We start from the raw sequence: 20,934 nt of genomic DNA, 5'->3' as shown, positions 1-20,934 counted from the left end.
TGCTACCAAGTTGTCATAGACATTGAAAATAACTTCACCACTAGCAGTGTCGTAAGCATGATGAGGATCCAAAGTGTCGGGCTCACTTAGTGTTGCATCGAAGATCATATCAGGGTTTTTAACCTGTGAAAAAGCGAAAACACCCAACAAAGTAACCATAAGAACAATAAAAACCTTTTTCATACCTCTACCTCCTTTGCAAATTTATTAGCTTTTGTACACTCTAACAATACTTTCATAAATAATCTCCTCATATATTTTATCACATTTCATCTTAATACACAAGTAACCAATTTTAATTTGAAAGAAAAAAGTGCTTTTTGTTTGCAAGTTTGACGCAAATCATCATATTAATAGTATTACACAAAATAAGATTTATATCAAGTTCAATTACGGTCTGTTTGAAAGAATTATAAACGATTAAGACCAATTAAAAGCAAATATTACCAAAATAATTAAAATATGAAAAATTTTTCATTGTTTATAAAATTTATCTTTCTTTCTTTCTTATTTTTCTTTTATTGACAGAGTTAAAAAAATATGATATACTTTATACGATCAGAAAGGGTGCGTAGCTCAGTGGGAGAGCGCTTCCTTGACGCGGAAGAGGCCGTAGGTTCAATCCCTACCGCACCCACCACCATTCATTCTTATTCAACTTTTTCGCTTTTCTCATATATGTTGCTAAAAAAAGCAGGATTAAGTTCGTCCTGCTTTTGTTTTTTATGATTTATTCCTAATTTCAAAAATTTTGTTTCTATATTTTTCATTAATACATATATAATCATTATCTTTAAAAATTAATTTTTCTTTATCGTTTGGGGCGTTTCTGATTATGGCGCTTACCAGGGCGGAAACCGATTTTTTGTTTTTAAGTTCTAAGGTTGCCATGATTTCTTCGGACTTCAACTTCCCTTTTTCGATCAATAATTCAAGAAAACTTGTAGTTAGTGGTTTTAAGTTTTTCACAAAACTTTTTAGTTCTTCTTCATTCCACTCTTTTCTTGATCTTCCACTTATCAACTGGTGTATAATTTCTACCCTCTTTTTTAAATCGTTAGAGAGCAGATAAAATAGAATTTCTCCATTTATATCTGATTCATCCAGTAATTCGATAAGAGAATCAAAAGTTTCGTTATCTATGGTAACTTTGTAATTTTCGTCTCCGTATTTTAGGCTTCCTTTTTCGTAAATAATATTGAAAATAGAAAAATAACTTTCTAAAAGTTTTGAATATAAAAAGTCCCTTAAATCATAACTTTCAAGTGTTTTGAGTAATTCATGTGTAGACTGAAAATCTTCTTTTCTTTTAATTTTGCTAAAAACAAGCTCTTGAAGTTTTTTTTGATTTTCTTCTTTTAACAGGTCTTCCCCTAAAAATTTTACGAGCATTTCTAATTCGTCTTTGTACATGGCGGGTGGCTCCTTAATTATTTTGAAAATTATTTTTTCTAAAGTTCTCTTATTGAATATTTTAGCACATATAATTTAGAAAAATCAATCTTCAATTTGACTTATTGTTATAACTATTATATAATTGGAATATACCAATAAGAAGGGAGTGAGATTAAAATGGAAGAAGCCCCTATTCCGCTATATTATAAACTTTATCTGGACTTAAAAAGAGAATTAGAGGAAGATTATAAAAAAGGAGATAAGTTGTTAACAGAGAACGAGATATGCGATAAATTTGGTGTTTCGCGTTTGACCGTAAGAAGAGCACTGGAAGAGCTCTCAAAAGAAGGTTTAATAACAAGAAAAAGAGGGCAAGGTACTTTTTATACAGGGAAAAAGCAAGAAGAAGAATTAACCAGGCTTACAGGTTTTACCGATGAGGCAGTTAAACAAGGCCATTCAACTAAATCAGTTGTGTTAGAAAACAGATTAATAGAAATTCCTCCCGAGTTAGTTGAAGAGTTTAAAGTTCCAAAGGATGGGAGAGTAGTATTATTAAAAAGAATTCGATTTTTAGATGAAGATCCCTATGCAATCGAAACAGCATACTTAAATCCTAATGCAGATATAAGGGTATTGAACATAATAGAAAGGGATATGTCAAAAGAATCGTTATATAGAATACTAACTAACGAATACGGGATAAAATTCACTCATGCTGTTGAAACTCTCGAGGTAACAAGTTTAAACAAAGAGCAAGCAAAATTTTTGTCCCAAAACGAAGGATCTATTGCTGCTTTGAGAACAAGATATACCTATATAGAAGATAAAAAGTGTATTGAATACGTAAAGTCAGTTTACAGAGGGGATAAATACAAGTTCAAGATAGTCAGAAAGGCATAAAAATTATAAAGACAATTCTGAGGAGGTAGTATGAAAGTGTACTATACTTTTGATGAAATAAAAAGGATACCTAATCTCTTGAATAGGTTAAATGAGTTTGATTTTTCTTTTTCAAAAGAAAAAAAATACCTTTTTGTTGGATGTGGTTCTTCATATAACATTGGATTTATAATGAAAGAAATAATGAACAAAAATGGCTATAAAGCAAAAGTACTTACCGGTGGACATGGCATGCTTTTTGATAATATGCCTGATAGTGATGTTGCAATTTTAATAACCAGAACCGGTGAATCAACAGAAACTGTTCAAGCTGCAAAAAAATTGAGACAGAAAGGTATTAAAACCATAGGAATAACATCATCAAAGAATTCTTCAATTACTCAACAATGTGAAGAGAATATAACCTTAGATTTTACTGAAGAAAAAAGCGTGGTGATGACGGGTTCTTTTGTTGTTATACTGGCAATGTTGCTGAATGGAATAGAAAAAAATGATTATTATAATTTCAGTGAAAAAATCTTGGAAGATTCAGAAAAGATTATTGATCAATTAGCTTTAGAAAAGTACGAGCATTTTGTCTTTCTTGGATACGATGAAAATTATGGCATATCAAAAGAAGGCGCCCTTAAACTACAAGAGATGGCTTTACAGTACGTTGAATACCATGAGCCTTTAGAATACAGACATGGACCTATATCCACACTCACAAACAAAACGTTGGTTATCTTAAACTCAAAGGGTAGGAAAGAAGAGAAAGAATTGATCGATGATATCGAAAGGTTGGGTGGAAAAGTCCTAGTGATTTCTACTGATGGACACATTAAAATCCCGGATATGAAAGGATTTGAAGCTCCTCTAAGGCTCATCCCCATACAGTATTTAGGTTACAAAAAGGCTGTACAAATGGGGTACAATCCAGATTCACCTAAGAATCTTTCGAAGTCTGTTAAATTAGGCGGCTGAGATAAATATGAAATTAGAAAAAGTGTTAATTGTTGATCCTATAAATGGAGAATTTAATGGAGACATCGAAATAAAAGGCAAAAAGATTTCTGCAGTTATAAGAAAAGATTTTGATTATAAAGAGTTTAATACCATCATTATGCCTGGTTTTGTAGATCCCCACACTCATGCACAAAAGGGTATAGATACGATGCATGCAACAAAGGAAGAGTTCAAAAGTTGGGCAAAAAATAATTTTTCATATGGTGTAACTACCTTTTTGCCAACAACTGTTTCAGCCTCTAAAGAACAGATCTTAAAAGTTTTGGATAATATAGAAGATGTGAATTCTTCAATCGAAGGAGTTCATTTGGAAGGTCCTTATATAAACAAAGGAAAAAAGGGAGCACAGAACCCTCAATATATAAGAAATCCTTCTTTGGAGGAACTAAAAGATATAATTAACGATAAAGTGAAATTAATAACCATGGCACCAGAAGTTAACGGTTTTTTTGAAGCAATGAATTATCTTAAAGAAAAAAATATAATAATCTCATTAGGCCATACTTCAGCAAATTTTGATATCTTCAAAAAAGCTTTCGAATCAGGAGTCAACAGAATCACCCATTTTTCAAATGCGTTAACACCACTACACCATAGAAACATTGGAGGAACAGGTTCTGGCTTTTATTTCGATTTTAACATAGAAATGATATGTGATGGGATTCATCTCTCTCCTGAGTTTGTGATGTTAGTATACAAAATAAAAGGAGCAGACAAAATTATATTGATAACCGACTCTATGGCTGCGGCAGGTTTAAAAGACGGTGAATACGAGTTGGGCGGTTTGACCGTCACAGTAAAAAACAATCAAGCAAGACTTAGTGATGGAACAATCGCTGGGAGTACTCTACTTTTCAACGAAGGTGTCAAAAATTTTAAAAGATTTACCAATTGTACACTACAAGAACTTGCAAAGGTATCCTCATATAACGCACTTCAAGACCTACATATTTACGATAAGGGAAGGATTGAAGTTGGTTATTACGCAAACCTTGTCATTTTAGACAAAGACCTGAACGTGAAAGAAACCATATTCGAAGGTGAAAAGGTATTTTAAACATTGTGTGCTATAATAAAACATAGCAAAAATAGTTTTTCTTTACTGGGCGGGCTGCGGGGCAAAGCAGCCATACTCTTTTATCCTTATGGTTTGCTGTAGTATGCAAAGTAGATCTTTAAAAGATTTTGACCTTGAATTTGGGGATCTTAAGGGGTTAACCCCTTAATGTTTGGCGAAGGGGCGCTAAATAAAAGTTAGAGTATATAAAGAAAGTATAAAAAATGGAGGTATAATTTTTGGAAAACAAAGAAAACAGTTTTGATGTTATTGTTGTAGGAGCAGGTCATGCCGGTATAGAAGCTGCTTTAGCCTCTGCTAAAATGGGAATGAATACTTTAATATTGAACATAAATTTAGACACTCTAGGATGGGCTCCTTGTAATCCTGCTATCGGAGGACCCGCTAAGGGTGTTGTTACTAGAGAGATAGATGCGCTTGGCGGAGTACAAGCGAAGGTAACAGACGAAACGATGATCAACATCAGAATGCTCAATACAAGTAAAGGCATTGCTGTTAGGGCTTTAAGAGCTCAAATTGATAAGTATGATTACTCACAAAAAATGAAAGAAATCTTAGAATCTACAGACAATTTGATTCTAAGACACGGAATAGCGAAAAGTATTTTAGTAGAAAACGGTAAAGTAGTCGGGTTAGAAACAGAATTAGGAATGAAATACTTTGCTAAAGCTGTGATTTTAACTACAGGAACATTTTTGAGAGGCAAAATCTTTGTTGGTAGGAACGCTTTTGAAGCTGGTAGAATGGGAGAACTTCCTGCAAATTCCTTGACATATTCTTTGATTAAAGAAGGTTTAGAAGTATCGAGATTTAAAACGGGGACACCCGCCAGGGTCAGGAAAGACTCTATCGATTTTTCTAAGTTTGATATTCAAGAAACGTCCGATGAACCTCTGTCTTTTTCTTATTGGAGTAAGCCAAAAGTTTTATCGAAGGATTACCCTTGTTATTTAGGGAGAACCAACAGCAAGACCCACGAAGTTATTAGAAAATATATTGCATTCTCTCCTTTGTATGGAGATGTAAAATTAATCCAGTCCATTGGTCCTAGGTATTGCCCTTCCATTGAAGATAAAGTTATGAAATTCAATAAGGATACCCATCAATTTTTCCTTGAACCGGAATCTAAACACTCTAAAGAGATCTATTTAAATGGATTGAGTACGAGTTTACCTTTTGAAGCGCAGATTGAGATTTTGAAAACAATACCTGGTTTAGAAAAAGCTATAATTGAAAGGCCCGCTTATGCTGTTGAATACGATTTTGTTAATCCGAATCAATTAAAACACAACCTTGAAACAAAAAAAATAGAAGGATTATTCTTAGCTGGCCAAATCAATGGTACAAGCGGTTACGAAGAAGCCGCAGGTCAAGGGCTTATGGCGGGAATTAATGCTGCTTTAAAAATTAGGGGAGAAGAACCTTTTGTTCTTGACAGGTCCGAAGCTTACCTTGGGGTTCTTATCGACGACCTTATCACAAAAGGAGTAGATGAGCCATACAGATTGCTAACTTCCCGTGCTGAATACAGGTTGTTACTCAGACATGATAATGCTCATTTAAGGTTGTATAAGTATGGATATAAATATGGTTTATTGAGTAGAGAACAATACGATCAGCTTAACAGATTAGAAAACCTAATAAATCAACAAATTGAGAGGCTGGAACAAATTAAAGTATCACCTAATCAAGTTAACAACATTTTAGTCTCAAAAGGCTCTTCAAAAATCACTCAACCTGTTCACATGAGTGAATTACTCAAAAGAAGCGAAATATCTTATGCTGATTTAAAACATTTCGACGAAGAAGCAGTTGAAGAAAAAGAAGTGATAGAACAAATCGACATTCACTTCAAATATAACGGATATTTTCAAAGGATGCAGGATGAGATCGCAAAAATGAAAGAGCTCGAAAAAGAAAAGATTCCGAAAGATATAAATTTTGACGAAATCAATAATTTAGCCTACGAAGCGAAGGAAAAATTAAAAAATATTCGTCCAGAAACTTTTGGACAACTCCTAAGAATTCCTGGCATAAATCCAGCCGATGCTATAAACTTAAGGATTTATTTGAAGCAAAAAGATAAAATAAGGTAGTTAAAATTAAAACCGCCCCAACATTTTATAGGGGCGGTTTTAATTTTATTTTACTGTGTATTTTAAGATAAAGACATCTTTGTTAGCATCGGCCCCTAGATCTGGTGATTGAGAATACCCAGCGACATAAAGGTTACCATTATTATCAATATCGAGGGCATAAGCGACATCATCGCCGTATCCACCAAGAGACTTTTCGCTCAGTAAATTACCGTTATTATCGTATTCAAGTATAGCAAAATCTTTGTCTCCATTAAGGGTTGTAACATATCCTGCAACGTATATTTTTCCATTGGGGCCTACGGCAACTGAATAACCGTGATCACTTTCAACATCTCCATAAAAACTTTCCCACAAAATATTTCCATCGGGGTTAACTTTTACAACATAGATATCTGACCATTTTGTCTTCCATGAACCTTCATAACCAACTGCTACGTATCCTCCGGGTACTTCTTTAACATCGAACCCTCTAGCATAATCTCTGGGAGCAAAAACTTTTGTCCAGATTTCTTCTCCATTGAGATCAATCTTAGCCAGATAGAACTTAGTTCTATTTTCAAATAGCTCTACCACGGCACCGGCAACGATGAAGTTACCGTCTGAAGTTTTTTGAATACTCGAAGGTTTTGTGTCGGAACCTGGAACAAAATAAGGGAGCCACTTTTCAAATACAACTTCCCCTTCTTTATTAAATTTTACCATTTTACCTCGCATGTTTAATGTATCAGGATCGGAACCGTAGCCTACTACAACAAAACCATCCTCTACTTCTACAACAGCTGTGCCTTTGTCATTACCTAGTTTATTAATATTAGTAGAGAATTTGTTTTTACCTATTTTTGATACATAGAAATCTAAATCACTACCATAAGAGCCCGAAGTTCCAACTATAAGGATATCCCCATCCAAAGTTAGAATCCCTTGATTTGCCCAATCGTTGTAATTTCCACCCAACTTGTTTTCATAAACGACGTTACCCTTTTGATCAAATTTCAAAATTAAAATATCTTCGTTGAATCCTTTTTCGTTGGTGTATCCAAAAAGGTACACACCGTCATCTGTAGATTTTACATCGAAGATTTCCTGAGATCCACCAAGGGTGTATACTCTTCCCCAATCAAGGGTTAAAGAAGCCATCGTAAAAAGAGATACTGTTAACACCAATACCAAAACAATTTTTGATTTCACCACAATCCCTCCTATCTTTTCTTTATATAATTTACCACCTATAAAAATTTTTAAAAACCTCTTTCAATCACATTTCTAAATTCGAAAATATTTGCCTCAATATTCGGATATATTGAAACTATCTTAGCATCCCCTGGCCCCTCTTGAACTCAAAATGAAAATTACAGAAAACACATTCTTTTTTATTATATCATAAAAATTAAAAATTGCACAACAATTTATTTATAGAATACCAAAACTTTTACCTATTTTTTCAAACTTGTTTAAAGCAAAGTTTAAGTCTTCTTTACTGTGTAATGCGCTTATCATTACCCTTATCCTGGCTTTTCCTTTTGGAACGGTGGGATAAACTATACTAGACGCAAAAATTCCTTCTTCATATAGTTTTGAGCTAAATTCTTTTGTTTTCTTTTCATCATAGATCATTACAGGGGTTATAGGGGTTTCAGTACCTCCAATATCATACCCCATTTCTTTTATCTTACTTTGAAAATATTTAGCGTTATCCCACAGTTTTTTCACTAAATCGTTAGATTCATAAAGTGTTTTTATCGCTTCTAATGCTGCAGCCGTTTCTGCTGGAGACAAAGAGCTAGAAAATAGAAATGGTCTTGCTTGTTGTTTCAAATAATCAATTAATACTTTTTTACCTGCGATGAATCCACCTACAACACCAAAGGCTTTCGATAAAGTTCCAATTTCTATATCCACTTCCTCTGTCAAATTGAAATGATCCGCTATTCCTCTACCGTTTTCTCCTAGTACTCCTTCCCCATGTGCATCATCCACCATTACTAAAGCATCATATTTTTTGGCTAATTCTACAATTCCTGGTAGAGGCGCAATATCTCCATCCATACTAAAAACACCGTCAGTTATAATTAATTTTCTTCTACAATTATCCCTTTGAGCCTTAACAAGCTGCTCTTCCAAGGAGTTTAAATCTTTATGTTTCCAAATATATCTTTTTGCCTTTGATAATCTAACCCCGTCTATTATGCTAGCGTGGTTAAGTTCATCTGATAAAATACCATCTTCTTCGTTTGTTATAGTAGGAATAACTGCTTGATTTGCGTTGAATCCAGATTGAACAACAAGGGTGGCCTCTACTTTTTTAAATTCAGCTAATTTTTCTTCTAATTCTTCATGAATCTTCATAGTGCCAGCTATTGTCCTAACCGCTCCTGGGCCTACACCCCAACTTTTAATTGCATTAATAGCGGCTTCTTTTAATCTTTCATTGTTTGCCAAACCCAAATAATTGTTAGAACACATATTTAAAACCTTTTTACCATTAATATTGATCCAAGCTCCCTGTGCACTTTCAAGTGTTCTTATAGTGATACGTAAACCAGCATCTTCACGCTTTTTCAAATCTTCTTCCAATTGATTATAAAAATCCATAATCAAACCTCCTCTTTGGCAAAGTTTAAAACAATCTTACCACTTTTCCCACTGGCCATCAATTCAAAAGCCTCTTCAAAATTTTCAAAGTCAAATTCATGGGTTACGATTTTACTTAAATCCAATTTATGATATTTCAACCAGTTTATTGCCATATACCACGTTTCAAACATCTTTCTTCCGGTAATGGTGTGAATAGTTAGATTTTTAAAAACAGCGGTATTCATTTCGAACTTTACCTTACTTTCAGGATAAACCCCTAATATAGATGCCACTCCAGTGTTTTTTAAGGATTTTATGCCATCATTCAAAGCGTTTTCATTTCCTGACATTTCAAGAAAAACGTCCGCTCCCAATCCAGAGGTTATTTTTAGCACTTCATCAACTAAAGACTTCTCCTTTGGATTTATAACTAAATCAGCTCCCAACGATTTTGCCATATTGATCCTATAATCAGAAGGTTCACTCACTACAACATAAGCTGCTCCAGATAATTTAGCAATTTCTATTGCCATAGCACCAATAGGTCCCGCACCAGTAATCAAAACTACCTTACCTCTTAAATCGGCTGCGGTTGTCGTAAAAATCGCATTTCCTAAAGGTTCCATTACAGATGCATATTTCAAAGGTATGCCTTCGTCTATTTTAATCAAAACTTTATCTGGAATAACAGCATATTCAGAAAAGACTCCGTCTCTATCCACTCCTAAAATTTCTAAATTCTGGCATACATGCATGTTACCTGTTCTACACTGATAACAATAACCACAAGGGATATGGCTGTCTGAAACAACTAAATCTCCAGATTTAACGTTTTTAACTTCATTTCCAACTTCAATTACTCTTCCTACAAATTCATGTCCATCGATTTGTGGGAAACGCTTAATACGATCTTTTGCCCAATCATTCCACTCGTAAATATGCACATCAGTCCCACATATCGACACCTTCAAAATCTTAATCTTTACATCGTGTGGAGACTGTAAAGAAGGTTCTTCTACTTCCACTAGGGTTAGCCCTTTCCCTGGTTTAGATTTTACAATAGCCTTCATTTTTTTCACTCTCCTTAAAGAAATGACTACTATATATAGTTTAACTCATCATGAAATTTTTTTCAAACCTCGGGAGAGTAATTTATAGTCAAAAATTGACAATAATAGGTGATTATGGTCAATTAAAACAAAATTAGCAAGTAACTTTATAATTCATAAACCACATTTCCGTTTATCAGTGTCTTTTCTACCACGCTTCTGGGATCAAAAGGATGACCGCTCCATAACACCAAATCCGCATCCTTGTTTTCATCAATCGTTCCTAAATGCTTTTCTACCTTTAGGATTTTCGCTGGATTTATTGTTAACATTTTTAGCAAATCTTCTTCTTTGGCTCCATACCTTAAAGCAGTAGCTGCTTGTATTGAAGCGTGTTCTAAATGTGTTACTGGATGATCACACATCAACGCCGCCAAGATACCTTTCTGATTAATAATTTTTATCGACTCAAACCGCATATCCCTTGTTTCCAACTTTGTTCTAAAACCCAGTAGAGGGCCCAAAATCAACGGAATATTTTTTTCTTTGATAAAATCAGGAATCTTATAAGCCTCTGTAGCATGTTCAATAACAAGATCAAACCCAAACTCTTCAGATAACCTTATCGCCGTTAAAATATCGTCTTTTCTGTGCGCATGAATCCTTGCGGGAATTTGCTTATTTAGAACTTTCTCACCAATTTCAAATTTAATATCTGTTTCAGTGAAAGGCTTCCCTTCTTTTTCTGTGGTTTTCTTCTTTTCAATATAGTTTCTAACTTTTGTAAAATAATCTCTAATTATGGCGGCATTTCCTAACCTAGTAGAGGGAGTTTTGTTGAAAGAACCATAGACTCTTTTAGGATTTTCTCCTAAAGCCATTTTAAGACCAGCTGGTTCTCTTAAAATAGCTTCATCGGTTATTTGAGAATTTAACTTAACTATAGCACCTTGTCCTCCAACAGGGTTTGCACTACCTGGTACTATCATCACCGTTGTAACTCCCCCAGATAGAGCTCTTTTTATAGCAGCATCTTCCGGATAATAGGCATCAATCGCCCTAACTTGTGGTGTAACAGGGTCTGTCGCTTCATTACCATCTTGGTAAGCTGCTCCAACACCCTCCTCAAACAAACCAATATGGGAATGAGCATCGATAAATCCTGGTAAAATATACTTATTTGTTGCATCTATCATCTCGTCTGCTTTAACTTGTAGATCTTTCCCTACTTGCTTGATTGTACCATTTTCTATCAAAATATCTCCAACAAAAGGTTCTCTAGAAATAGGATAAATGTATCCATTTTTCAATAAAAGTGTTTTCATAAAAATATTCCCCCTTTAAGTATTATTCTTTTGCTAATACCTTTAGAAAGCTTCTTTAGCGCCCCTTTGCTCCGCTCCCCACCCATTTTTAATCAGAAAAAAACGAAATTTATATATATCGCCGAAATTAAAATATTCCCCAATACTATTATTAAACCATATTTTGCAAATTCCCAAAATGAAATTGTTTTTCCTTTAAATTGTGTTAAAAAACCTAACGCTATAACATTTGCCGAAGCAGCTATAGGAGTTAAGTTCCCTCCTAAACAAGCCCCCAAAGATAACGAGTACCAAATAGAATCGATACTAGCAAAAACGGAAGACCCGGAAATAGTCAATTTTTCAACGACAGGTATCATTGCAGCTGTTAAAGGAACATTATTCATGAAACCAGTAAAGAAGGAAGAAATTATTAGGATAGAAAAACTAAAAATAAGTAAAGAATTACCAGAAAAATCGACCAGAATGTTAGAAAAAATGCTAATTATACCAGTTTCTTCAAGTGCTCCTGCTATTAAAAATAAAGCGAAGAAAAATAGAATATTTTCCCATTCAACATTAGATAATGTATCTTTCAAATCTTTTGGCCTAAGAATAAATAACGAGAAAAACCCTGCAGCTAAGGCAACGGTTGAACTTTCTAAATTAAGTTCATGCTGCAATGCAAAAGCGAAGATAACTGCTCCAAACAAAAGTATAGACAAGATAAATTCTTTTTTGTCTTCTACAATGTGGGATACATCAAAATTTTTAACCGCTTCTTTATCTATTTTAATTGATAAATCTTTTTTGAAGAAGTATATCAATAAGATAATGACGAATATTAAATTAACTATTGTGATAGGATACATAATAAGCGCAAACTCTGTGAAAGAATAACCTGCCGCAGACGCAATCATAATATTAGGAGGATCTCCAATTATTGTTGCCATGCCTCCAATATTGGATGCAAAAATTTCCCCTAAAACAAAAGGTAGATAATTAATATTTAAAGAATCAGTAATAGCAAAAGTCATTGGGATGAAAACTAAAATAGTTGTAACGTTGTCAATAAATCCGGAAAATAAAGCAACCAAAAAGATTAAAGAAATGAATAAGGTGTATGTATTGTTCCCAAACAATTTTAACATCGAGAGGCCTAGAAATGTAAATATACCAGTCTTTCTTAAAGTTTCAACAAACACCATCATTCCTAGCAACAATAAGAGAGTGTTAAAATCTATGTACTCTTTTATTGCACCAATTTGATCGGAGAATACACCTGCGCCTAATAAAAATATAGCCCCCAACATAGCAATAAGAGTTCTATCTATTTTCTGAAAAACCATTCCTAAAATAACTATTATGAAGACTATTAAAGATGTTATAGCATATATTGACATATAATTCCTCCGAAAGGCAGCCATACTTTTTTACATATTTTTTAGGGAATTTAGTTTCCCCAACTAATTATAGTTTAAAAAAAAAACAAAGTCAAATATATATAAATCTCCTTGTAATTCACATTGCAGGCGTTTAATACAGTGATGGACGTTATCAGTCTGCTGTTGTATAATTGTATAGAAGATATAAAGGTTGGTGAAGAAATGATTTTTATAAAATTTATCGTTTTAATTATTCTCTATTATTTACTTATTTATACGATTAGTAGATTTCTTTTAAAAAGAAAAGATGTTTACTTGGGTAATTTAATTTTAGGAATATTCAATATAGCCATTTCAATCTTTCTTATCTATCTTTCAACAATAAACTTCCAACAAGCAGGATTTCAAACTGGGAATTTTAAAAAAGGGTTTATTATGCTTCTAATCTCTTTTGTTTTAATATTGGGATCTTTAGGTAGTATGAGGAAGATGTCTCTTTCTGATCTCATGAATATTCCTTACGGAAATTTCAAAAATAACAAAATTATATTATTACATGTTTGGTTAGTCGTGGGGCCAGCAGAAGAATTGTTTTTTAGAGGCTTTATCCAAGGGAATCTAAGAATGATTTTACAGGATTCTATTTTTTCTATTGAATTTGCAACGATCATAGCAACTATACTTTTTGTTTTAGCCCACTTCAACAACCTTTTCTTTGGCAGAGAAAATATCAAACAATTTACAAGTCTTTTAGCAGGAAGAATCATAATGGGATCGATTTTGGGATATACCTTTCAAATTACAAATAGCTTGATCTATCCCATTATAATACATACCCTCTCTGATGGACTCACTATCACTTACTTAATTATCTTAAAGAGAAGATTCATAAATAATTATCACTCTTAGATAACAAATGATAAAATGTTTTATTATAATTAAATTTAGTATATATATGATCTTCTATTATAGCTAAAAATAAAAAAGAACATTTTTTTAAAAAAGTCTTGACATATTCGATTCTTTGGTTGTATAATTTTAATGAAAAGAATGAACAGTGAAAAAGGAGGCGATGACAAATGTTAGAAAGGAGAAGAGAGGATAGAGAAGGTTTGTTATCACCATTTGATTTCTTCAATAGAGAGTTTGAGGATTTCTTTAGATCATTGCCCTTTGGAACAACATCACGAGGAGAGATGGATGTTTATGAAACTGACAACGATTACATTGTAGAATGTGAATTACCAGGTTTAAACAAAAAAGATATAAAAGTTCAATTGAAAAACGATCTATTAACCATATCCGCAGAAAAGAAAGCATCCGATGAAGTAAGGACTGGAAACGTGTATAGGAGAGAAAGATACTTTGGTAGAATTGAACGATCCATAAGGCTTCCAGAGTACATTGATAAAGACAAAATTAAAGCTGAATATGAAAATGGAGTTTTAAAATTAACTATACCAAAAGTTGATTCAGCTAAAGGTGAAGGAAAAGAAATTAAAATACAATAAGAATAATGATAATACGTAAAAAGGCAGGCGTATGCCTGCTTTTTATTTATAATTGAACAGGGTAATTTTAAATCTATCTTTGTCCGTTCTTCAGGAAGATTAGTCATATCAACAATTAGAGCTTTATTTTTTTATTCTATGATAATAATTACAAAATAATGTAAATAAATTTCCTTAATAAATCTTAATTATGGTATAATAAAATATAAAAGAAGAAGACATTCAGTTAAAAGGAGGAGATACCCATGGAGCGCATTGTGAAGTTTAACTTTGGAGAAGAAGAGATTGAAATAACCGATTTAACACCTTTTCCAATCTTGCTTTGTGAGTTCTTGTATGAAGGAGATTTTGAGTTAATGAAGGCTGATTTAAAAAACAACTCAAAATTTATTGAAGAAACAAAGAAAATCGAAAAACTTGTTGACCACTTACCCGGTTTAACTTCTAACTTTGTGATTTATCCCTTCGTTCTTTCCGAATTTTTGTCTTACTTTTCTGAATTCAAAATTAATTACTCCGACTTGGTACATATATCTTTGAATGGACTATTCGATACGGTTTTATTAGAAGCTGATAAAAAGAATTTCGATTTCGTGAAAGATGTAGTCAATTTTATACTCAAAATTGATCCCAGTTTCGCTCCCGCCTACGAATTAATGGGTTCAGTTTTAGTAGAAAAAGGTGAGATGGAAGAAGGGGAAGAGTATTTAGAAAAAGCTGTTAAATTAGACCCTTGGAATATAGCTGCTTTGTCTGAATTAGGTGAATTATACTTTAATTTAGGTGAATACGAAAAGGCAGCTGATATTTGGAAAAAAGAGTTAGAGTTCTCCCCCAACAATTATGTAACCTACTTCATGATTGCAGATGCTTACATGCAAAAAGGAGATTATGAAAAAGCCGCCCACGTTTTAGAAAAATTTTTAAATAGATTTCCGAACAGCGTATTGGGTAAGTATGAGTTAGCTACTATATACGAGAAGTTATCGAGAATTACTGAAGCAAATGAGCTCAAAGAGGAAATTCTCAATACAAGACCTGAATATTCTACCGACATAGAGGTATGGGCTAAGGTAATGTTTGAAAATGGTAAATATAAAGAAGTTCAAAACTTTTTAGAAAAATATATAGACCAAGATAAAGAAAATGAACATTTCAAGTTGTTATTAGTTATACCCTACTTAAAAGTTAAGAAATTTGATGAAGCCAAAAATATATACCAAGAAATAAAAGATAAGTACATGTGGTACATCTATGGACTTGAGGAAATTCTGAATAAAAATTTAACGAAAGAGGAAATGGAAGTAATAAAAAGGGTGTAAAAATACTACACACAAATAAAAAGGTTCTAATTATCCTTTTATCTTATATAATTGTAAATATTTTTGTCATACTCACTTCTCCTAACTGGCAAAATATTCTTTTTGCTAATAGTCTCTTGTATATAGGGCTATATGATTATTTTGCCTTTATCATACCAGATTTAGGAATAATAGCTATTTTATTGATTGCATTCTTCAACTTTGAATCCATTAATCTTCTGTATATGATCATTATCTTTTTAATCACTTTTTATTATTGGAGAAATGGAAAAATGGGTTTTGGAGACGTGAAACTTCTATCAGTTCTTTCTCTTCTATTAGGCATTTATATATTTCCTCTGATAATCATCAGCACAATTCTAATCATTTTATCGAACAAAAAAAAGGCAATCAAAAAAGTTCCACTTGGTTTTTATATAATGTTGAGTACATTCATCTTATATATTTTTAGGGGGTTTTATAATACTTTATGATATCTTCACATCTTTTATAGAAATTCCAGGTATTTTTATCTCCCTCTGCATAATATTTTTAATTATCCAACTAATAAGAAGGAAGAAAATATCTTTTCCTCTTTTAACGCTTTGCGTTGTAATCTATATATTTTCTTCTGGATGGTTTGCAAAAATAATCGTTTTACCTTTAGAAAATAGATATCCGCCTGTGGATGTTTCTCAGTTGCATAATACTCAAGAAAAAGGAGCAATAGTTATACTCGGGGGTGGAATAATTCCCGAAACTCCAAGAAAAGGATCAGGGGAGTTATCCGATAGCGCTATGAAAAGGGTATATGAAGGTTTCTTACTTTACAAAAATTTACAGCTTCCTATAGTTGTAACTGGTGGAAACCCCCTAGGTACTGAGATACCAGAAGCTCAAATCATGAAAGAAGAATTGTTAAAAATGGGAGTCCAACCAAACGGTATTTTTGTAGAACCACTTGCTAAAAACACCAAACAAAACGTGGAATTTACGCTTAAACTACTGGAAGACAATGAAGTACAAAGAATATATTTAGTCACCAGTGCAATACATTTAACAAGAGCTATGAATTATTTCAAAACTTACACAAACATTGATGTTGTTCCTGTTCCCACAGATTATAAGGTTTCCCGAGAAGAATTGAAATGGTATGACTTTTTACCAGATATGAGATTCCTAGAAGCAACTTCTTCTGCTTGGCATGAATACTTAGGATTGGTCAAATTTAAGATCGGTGGCTAAAATTAAGACCAAGCCGGCCAAAGAAGGGGGCGGGCTGCAGGGGCAAATGGGGTTAGACTCTTTTATCCTTATAGGGCTGGCTGCGGGGCGAAGGGGAACTTTATAACAAACTTTCAAAGGAGGGTCAAAAATGGTCGAAAACAACAAGACACCTAACGAGTTTACCAATTATATAGTAAACGCATTGAAATTATCACCTTCAAATACCGCGATATTGTGTGTTGATTGTCAAAACGGATTTACCGAAAGGTGCCCTACTGAACTTCCAGTAGCTGGAACAACTGAAGAGTGGATAGATCAGGTAAACGAATTTTTAAATTTAATGAAAGATAAAGATTTTAAGATCTTTGCCAGTATGGATGATCACCCTGAAAATCACATCTCTTTTGAAAAATGGCCTCCTCACTGTATAAAGGGTACCTATGGAAACCAACTATTTATAAACACTTATGATTTCGTTATAAAAAAAGGCGAAGAAATAGATGGAGACAGCTATTCAGCATTTTACAAAGACATTGAAAAAAGAATTGAATCGGAATTAGACGAACTTTTGAAAAAGCATAAAATAGAAAATTTAGTTGTTTTAGGATTAGCAGGAGATGTATGCGTAATAGCAACGATAGAAGATGCGTTAAAAAGAGGATATAGGGTATTCCCAGTAAGTGAATATATAAAAGCTGTTAACAAAAAGGATATTAAAGAAATCGTTGAAGAAAAATTTGGTAGAATAATCTAGATTTAAAAAATACGGGGAACAACCCCGTATTCTTGGTCGGAGCGACTGGATTTGAACCAGCGACCTTCAACACCCCATGCTGACGCGCTACCAACTGCGCTACGCTCCGGTTTACTCTAAAAAAATTATATCACATTTTCTAATGAACGTCAAATTTTTAGGAAATATTCCGCTTTTTCAATTGATAAGGTATGAATAGGTAAAACATTCCAAGTATGCTAGTTATTATTCCTAAACGAGAAAATCAATTTTGTAAAAAAAGGTGAATACATAATGGGTTCTATTTTATGGGTTCTTGAATCAACGGAAAAATACAGATTCCCTTACAGGGTAACCATTAGAAAAGAAGAAAAAGTAATATTAGCGTTATTTGTCCAGGACAAGTGGCCAGGTGCTGGTAAAAATATCTTTTGCATAAGAGACACGGAAAAAACATCGAGCAATTACCAAGAAATTGAAAGAGTTCCAATTATATCGATAAATCGCTATGGAAAAAGGTTGTCGGTAGTTCTTGACAGAACCCAAAACAAAAGATGTGACTTTCTCTTTTTAAAAAAGAAATATAAAAATAAAGAAGGAGAATATGAACAGATATTTTGGAGAACAGAACAAGGACTGAAAGAACATCGTCCTAAAGTTAAACTAACAGCGAAGGGGGATCATCATCTTCATATATTGATCGACATAAATGAGAAATATCCATGGAAATTCGCCAATTGTAACGTTGAAAGAGCACAGCTTAAAGCCGGTGATTATGCCTTATTAAATGAAAGCGGGATAATAGCTGTAGCTGAAAGAAAAACCTTTAACAATTTTATTGCAGATATTGGAAATTTGTCACTTTTACACATGAAACTTGGAGAATTAGCTAAGTACAAACATTCTGCTTTCGTTGTTGAAGCAAATTACTCTGATTTTTTGAATCCTAGCAAGCTGAAGGTGTACACACCATCCTATTTATCTAAAGTTTTAGCGGAGATTTTTGCTTATCATCCTGGTTTTCAAATAATATTCGCTGGGAACAGGAAATTGGCAAATGAATGGACTTTACGTTTCTTTCAAGCGGTCATATCACATGAAAAGGACAACATCCCTACTATTGTTTCAGAAGAAGCATCTAAATATGAAACTAAAAAAGATTTTACCGGGGGCATATACTACGATATAAGAAGAGAAATACTTGAAAATACTGAGGATACTTTCACTATAAATACACTTAGAAAAAAATTCCCATTAACTTCTGACACTAAGATTAGAAAAGTATTGAACGATCTCAGAAAAGAAGGTTATATAGAAAATTTTGGTCAAGGCAAAAAAAGTGTGTGGAAAAAAACATAGATGGGGGATATATTTTATAAAAAAAGAAAAATTTATTTTATAAAGAATCGATTTTCACACTTCTTCAAATCTAAAAGAATACCACCCGTTAGGAAAAGGATCTTTTTATTTTTTAATTTAATTGTACTAAAAGACTCAATATATTTATTACAATAAAAATTTAACTTAACAATGTTTCTATGATATAATTTCTCAAAGTACAAAATATAAAATATGCTAAAAATCGGAGGGATAATCTTGAGATTTTCCAAACTATATGCTCCTACTTTAAAAGAAACTCCATCTGATTCTGATATAAAAAGTTACGAGTTATTGATCAGAGGAGGGTTTATAAGAAAGATTGCATCAGGTGTTTACAGTTATCTTCCTCTTGGATGGAAGGTCATAAGAAAAATCGAACAGATAGTCAGAAAAGAAATGGAAAAGATAGGTTCTCAAGAGATCATGCTACCCATAATACATCCTGCAGAGCTCTGGAAAACGACGGGAAGATGGGAAGATTACGGACCAGAATTGATGAAACTCAAGGACAGACACGATAGAGAGTTTACTTTAGGTCCTACGCATGAAGAAATCATCACATTTTTGATGAAAAATGAGCTCAGATCGTACAAACAGTTCCCCGTCAACCTTTTTCAAATAGCCACTAAATTTAGAGATGAAATAAGGCCAAGGTTTGGGGTGTTAAGGGCAAGAGAGTTCATCATGAAAGACGCCTACACCTTTCACACCGACTACAACTCATTGCATGAATCTTATCAACGTTTCTATGATGCCTACGAAAACATCTTAAAAAGAATAGGTTTGAGATATGTAGTTGTAGAAGCGGATACCGGTGCAATTGGTGGTTCTTTCTCACATGAATTTCACGTACTGGCGCAAAATGGCGAAGGTGAAATATTTTACTGTGAAGAATGTGGCTATGCAGCCAGTGATGAAAAGGCTAGATCAAGCGAAAATTTTTCTATAGTTGATGATGAAGTCCTCAAAGAAATGGAAAAAGTTGATACTCAACACGCCAAAAGCATCGAAGAAGTCGCAAAATTCTTGAACGTTTCTGAAAAGAAGTTAATAAAATCGATACTGCTAAGATCCAGTAAAGGATGGGTGATGGCTCTAATTAGAGGCGACTATGAGATAAACTTAGCCAAGGTCAGATCAGTTCTTCAAGATCAAAGTCTAGAACTAGCCGATCCACAAGACGTTCTAAAAGAATTTGGTGTAAACGTTGGATTTATAGGTCCAGTAAACATTCCAGAAAATGTCAAGATAATTGCAGATCTAAGTGTAAAATCCATAAAAAATGGTGTTATAGGGGCTATGGAAGAAAAAAAGCATTACCTCAATGCCAACCCTAATAGAGATTTCAGAATAGATTTGATAGCAGACATTAGATACGTAAAAGAAGGCGAAAAATGTCCAACACAAGGATGTAATTCCACACTCAAGCGGACAAGAGGCATAGAAGTGGGCCAAATTTTTGAACTAGGCGACAAATACTCTTCAAAAATGAACGCGGTATTCACCGATGAAAATGGAGAACAAAAACCTTACATAATGGGGTGCTATGGCTGGGGGGTATCAAGAACCCTAGGGGCTATAGTGGAACAATTAAACGATGAAAACGGAATAATCTGGCCCAAAAGCGTTGCACCTTTTGAGGTTGCAATAATACCTGTTGCCATGAACGATGAAGCTATCGTAAGCACAGCGCAAGAGATCTACGACTACTTTTTAAAAGAAGGAATAGACGTTATTATAGACGATAGAGAAGTCTCCGCTGGATTTAAGTTCAAAGATATAGATCTAATCGGAGTACCTATAAAAATTATTATAGGCAAACGTTTAAAAGAAGGAAAAATCGAGTTAAAACAAAGAGATAAAGAAGAAAGCACATTGATAGAGTTCAAAAACGTAAAAGAATTATACGATAAAGTAAAAGAAACATTAGAAAACTATGATCCAACTCAAAATTTAACAATCTAACACATTCCTTATGGGTGGGGAGCGG

Annotated in this window: 18 protein-coding genes, 2 tRNA genes and 1 pseudogene; 13 read left to right on the top strand and 8 right to left on the bottom strand. The window is 33.4% G+C overall.

Annotated elements, in window-relative coordinates; translation table 11 throughout:
• Positions 1 to 183 (bottom strand): annotated as a pseudogene (locus AA80_RS07700) (ABC transporter substrate-binding protein); the annotation flags it as partial.
• A gap of 382 nt (positions 184 to 565) precedes the next feature.
• Here AA80_RS07700 and AA80_RS07695 point away from each other — a divergent pair.
• Positions 566 to 640 (top strand) — tRNA-Val (locus tag AA80_RS07695).
• Between the two features lie 83 nt (positions 641 to 723).
• Here the strand turns inward: AA80_RS07695 and AA80_RS07690 are convergent.
• Complete coding sequence (locus AA80_RS07690; RefSeq protein WP_103877210.1) at positions 724 to 1,413, bottom strand: hypothetical protein; 690 nt, start codon at positions 1,411 to 1,413, stop codon at positions 724 to 726.
• Positions 1,414 to 1,572: 159 nt separating this feature from the next.
• Here AA80_RS07690 and AA80_RS07685 point away from each other — a divergent pair, with 159 nt between their 5' ends.
• The 4 genes from AA80_RS07685 (at position 1,573) to mnmG (ending at position 6,477) form a co-directional block, all read left to right on the top strand.
• Positions 1,573 to 2,298 carry a GntR family transcriptional regulator gene (locus AA80_RS07685; RefSeq protein ID WP_103877209.1) on the top strand — a complete coding sequence of 242 codons (726 nt, stop codon included), beginning with the start codon at positions 1,573 to 1,575 and terminating at the stop codon, positions 2,296 to 2,298.
• 30 nt (positions 2,299 to 2,328) lie between these two features.
• A complete protein-coding gene (locus AA80_RS07680; protein ID WP_199177859.1) occupies positions 2,329 to 3,261 on the top strand; it encodes an SIS domain-containing protein in 933 nt (310 codons plus the stop codon).
• 7 nt (positions 3,262 to 3,268) lie between these two features.
• On the top strand, positions 3,269 to 4,360 hold the full coding sequence (nagA, locus tag AA80_RS07675) for an N-acetylglucosamine-6-phosphate deacetylase (protein WP_103877208.1): 1,092 nt from the start codon (positions 3,269 to 3,271) through the stop codon (positions 4,358 to 4,360).
• Positions 4,361 to 4,599: 239 nt separating this feature from the next.
• On the top strand, positions 4,600 to 6,477 hold the full coding sequence (gene mnmG, locus AA80_RS07670; RefSeq protein WP_103877207.1) for a tRNA uridine-5-carboxymethylaminomethyl(34) synthesis enzyme MnmG: 1,878 nt from the start codon (positions 4,600 to 4,602) through the stop codon (positions 6,475 to 6,477).
• Positions 6,478 to 6,522: 45 nt separating this feature from the next.
• Here mnmG and AA80_RS07665 read toward each other — a convergent pair whose 3' ends face one another.
• The 5 genes from AA80_RS07665 to AA80_RS07645 all read right to left on the bottom strand — a co-directional run bounded on the left by AA80_RS07665 (position 6,523) and on the right by AA80_RS07645 (position 12,810).
• The gene (locus tag AA80_RS07665; RefSeq protein ID WP_103877206.1) at positions 6,523 to 7,668 is read right to left on the bottom strand and encodes an SBBP repeat-containing protein; all 1,146 of its coding nucleotides are present in this window, start codon (positions 7,666 to 7,668) and stop codon (positions 6,523 to 6,525) included.
• Positions 7,669 to 7,890: 222 nt separating this feature from the next.
• Positions 7,891 to 9,072 carry a glycine C-acetyltransferase gene (locus tag AA80_RS07660; protein WP_103877205.1) on the bottom strand — a complete coding sequence of 394 codons (1,182 nt, stop codon included), beginning with the start codon at positions 9,070 to 9,072 and terminating at the stop codon, positions 7,891 to 7,893.
• A 2-nt stretch (positions 9,073 to 9,074) separates the two neighbouring features.
• Positions 9,075 to 10,124: an L-threonine 3-dehydrogenase gene (gene tdh, locus AA80_RS07655; RefSeq protein WP_103877204.1), complete on the bottom strand. Its 1,050-nt coding sequence runs from the start codon at positions 10,122 to 10,124 to the stop codon at positions 9,075 to 9,077.
• Positions 10,125 to 10,270: 146 nt separating this feature from the next.
• Positions 10,271 to 11,428, bottom strand: coding sequence for an amidohydrolase (locus AA80_RS07650; RefSeq protein WP_103877203.1), 1,158 nt, complete (start codon positions 11,426 to 11,428; stop codon positions 10,271 to 10,273).
• A 92-nt stretch (positions 11,429 to 11,520) separates the two neighbouring features.
• Positions 11,521 to 12,810 (bottom strand): ArsB/NhaD family transporter, encoded by a 1,290-nt coding sequence (locus tag AA80_RS07645; RefSeq protein ID WP_103877202.1) that lies wholly within the window; start codon positions 12,808 to 12,810, stop codon positions 11,521 to 11,523.
• A 144-nt stretch (positions 12,811 to 12,954) separates the two neighbouring features.
• Here AA80_RS07645 and AA80_RS07640 point away from each other — a divergent pair, with 144 nt between their 5' ends.
• The 6 genes from AA80_RS07640 (at position 12,955) to AA80_RS07615 (ending at position 17,585) form a co-directional block, all read left to right on the top strand.
• Positions 12,955 to 13,701, top strand: a complete 747-nt coding sequence (locus tag AA80_RS07640) for a CPBP family intramembrane glutamic endopeptidase (protein WP_146049059.1) — start codon at positions 12,955 to 12,957, stop codon at positions 13,699 to 13,701.
• 170 nt (positions 13,702 to 13,871) lie between these two features.
• Positions 13,872 to 14,303 (top strand): Hsp20/alpha crystallin family protein, encoded by a 432-nt coding sequence (locus AA80_RS07635; protein WP_103877200.1) that lies wholly within the window; start codon positions 13,872 to 13,874, stop codon positions 14,301 to 14,303.
• Between the two features lie 245 nt (positions 14,304 to 14,548).
• The gene (locus tag AA80_RS07630; RefSeq protein ID WP_103877199.1) at positions 14,549 to 15,625 is read left to right on the top strand and encodes a tetratricopeptide repeat protein; all 1,077 of its coding nucleotides are present in this window, start codon (positions 14,549 to 14,551) and stop codon (positions 15,623 to 15,625) included.
• Between the two features lie 2 nt (positions 15,626 to 15,627).
• Entirely contained in the window at positions 15,628 to 16,098 is a 471-nt protein-coding gene (locus tag AA80_RS10505; protein ID WP_103877198.1) for a prepilin peptidase, read from the top strand.
• A gap of 205 nt (positions 16,099 to 16,303) precedes the next feature.
• Positions 16,304 to 16,849: a YdcF family protein gene (locus AA80_RS07620; protein ID WP_158248396.1), complete on the top strand. Its 546-nt coding sequence runs from the start codon at positions 16,304 to 16,306 to the stop codon at positions 16,847 to 16,849.
• 130 nt (positions 16,850 to 16,979) lie between these two features.
• A complete protein-coding gene (locus tag AA80_RS07615; RefSeq protein WP_103877196.1) occupies positions 16,980 to 17,585 on the top strand; it encodes an isochorismatase family protein in 606 nt (201 codons plus the stop codon).
• 33 nt (positions 17,586 to 17,618) lie between these two features.
• Here the strand turns inward: AA80_RS07615 and AA80_RS07610 are convergent.
• Positions 17,619 to 17,694, bottom strand: a tRNA-Pro gene (locus tag AA80_RS07610).
• Between the two features lie 164 nt (positions 17,695 to 17,858).
• Between AA80_RS07610 and AA80_RS07605 the strand changes: the two genes are divergently transcribed.
• Together AA80_RS07605 and AA80_RS07595 are read left to right on the top strand one after the other, a co-directional pair.
• Positions 17,859 to 18,923, top strand: a complete 1,065-nt coding sequence (locus AA80_RS07605; RefSeq protein WP_103877195.1) for an ERCC4 domain-containing protein — start codon at positions 17,859 to 17,861, stop codon at positions 18,921 to 18,923.
• A 237-nt stretch (positions 18,924 to 19,160) separates the two neighbouring features.
• Complete coding sequence (locus AA80_RS07595) at positions 19,161 to 20,909, top strand: proline--tRNA ligase (RefSeq protein ID WP_103877193.1); 1,749 nt, start codon at positions 19,161 to 19,163, stop codon at positions 20,907 to 20,909.
• Positions 20,910 to 20,934: the final 25 nt, after the last annotated feature.

It is taken from the genome of Petrotoga sibirica DSM 13575, assembly GCF_002924625.1.
GTDB lineage: Bacteria > Thermotogota > Thermotogae > Petrotogales > Petrotogaceae > Petrotoga > Petrotoga sibirica.
The sequence above is the reverse complement of the archived record's forward strand: the minus strand, read 5'-3'. Positions and strand labels throughout refer to the sequence as shown.

Bases quoted from the DNA above. Each gene is read 5' to 3' on its own strand.
- AA80_RS07645 (WP_103877202.1), bottom strand. From the start codon at position 12,810: ATGTCAATATATGCTATAACATCTTTAATAGTCTTCATAATAGTTATT.
- AA80_RS07635 (WP_103877200.1), top strand. From the start codon at position 13,872: ATGTTAGAAAGGAGAAGAGAGGATAGAGAAGGTTTGTTATCACCATTT.
- AA80_RS07640 (WP_146049059.1), top strand. From the start codon at position 12,955: ATGGACGTTATCAGTCTGCTGTTGTATAATTGTATAGAAGATATAAAG.
- nagA (WP_103877208.1), top strand. From the start codon at position 3,269: ATGAAATTAGAAAAAGTGTTAATTGTTGATCCTATAAATGGAGAATTT.
- AA80_RS07690 (WP_103877210.1), bottom strand. From the start codon at position 1,413: ATGTACAAAGACGAATTAGAAATGCTCGTAAAATTTTTAGGGGAAGAC.
- AA80_RS07685 (WP_103877209.1), top strand. From the start codon at position 1,573: ATGGAAGAAGCCCCTATTCCGCTATATTATAAACTTTATCTGGACTTA.
- AA80_RS07605 (WP_103877195.1), top strand. From the start codon at position 17,859: ATGGGTTCTATTTTATGGGTTCTTGAATCAACGGAAAAATACAGATTC.
- AA80_RS07660 (WP_103877205.1), bottom strand. From the start codon at position 9,072: ATGGATTTTTATAATCAATTGGAAGAAGATTTGAAAAAGCGTGAAGAT.
- AA80_RS07630 (WP_103877199.1), top strand. From the start codon at position 14,549: ATGGAGCGCATTGTGAAGTTTAACTTTGGAGAAGAAGAGATTGAAATA.
- AA80_RS07650 (WP_103877203.1), bottom strand. From the start codon at position 11,428: ATGAAAACACTTTTATTGAAAAATGGATACATTTATCCTATTTCTAGA.
- AA80_RS07615 (WP_103877196.1), top strand. From the start codon at position 16,980: ATGGTCGAAAACAACAAGACACCTAACGAGTTTACCAATTATATAGTA.
- tdh (WP_103877204.1), bottom strand. From the start codon at position 10,124: ATGAAGGCTATTGTAAAATCTAAACCAGGGAAAGGGCTAACCCTAGTG.
- AA80_RS07680 (WP_199177859.1), top strand. From the start codon at position 2,329: ATGAAAGTGTACTATACTTTTGATGAAATAAAAAGGATACCTAATCTC.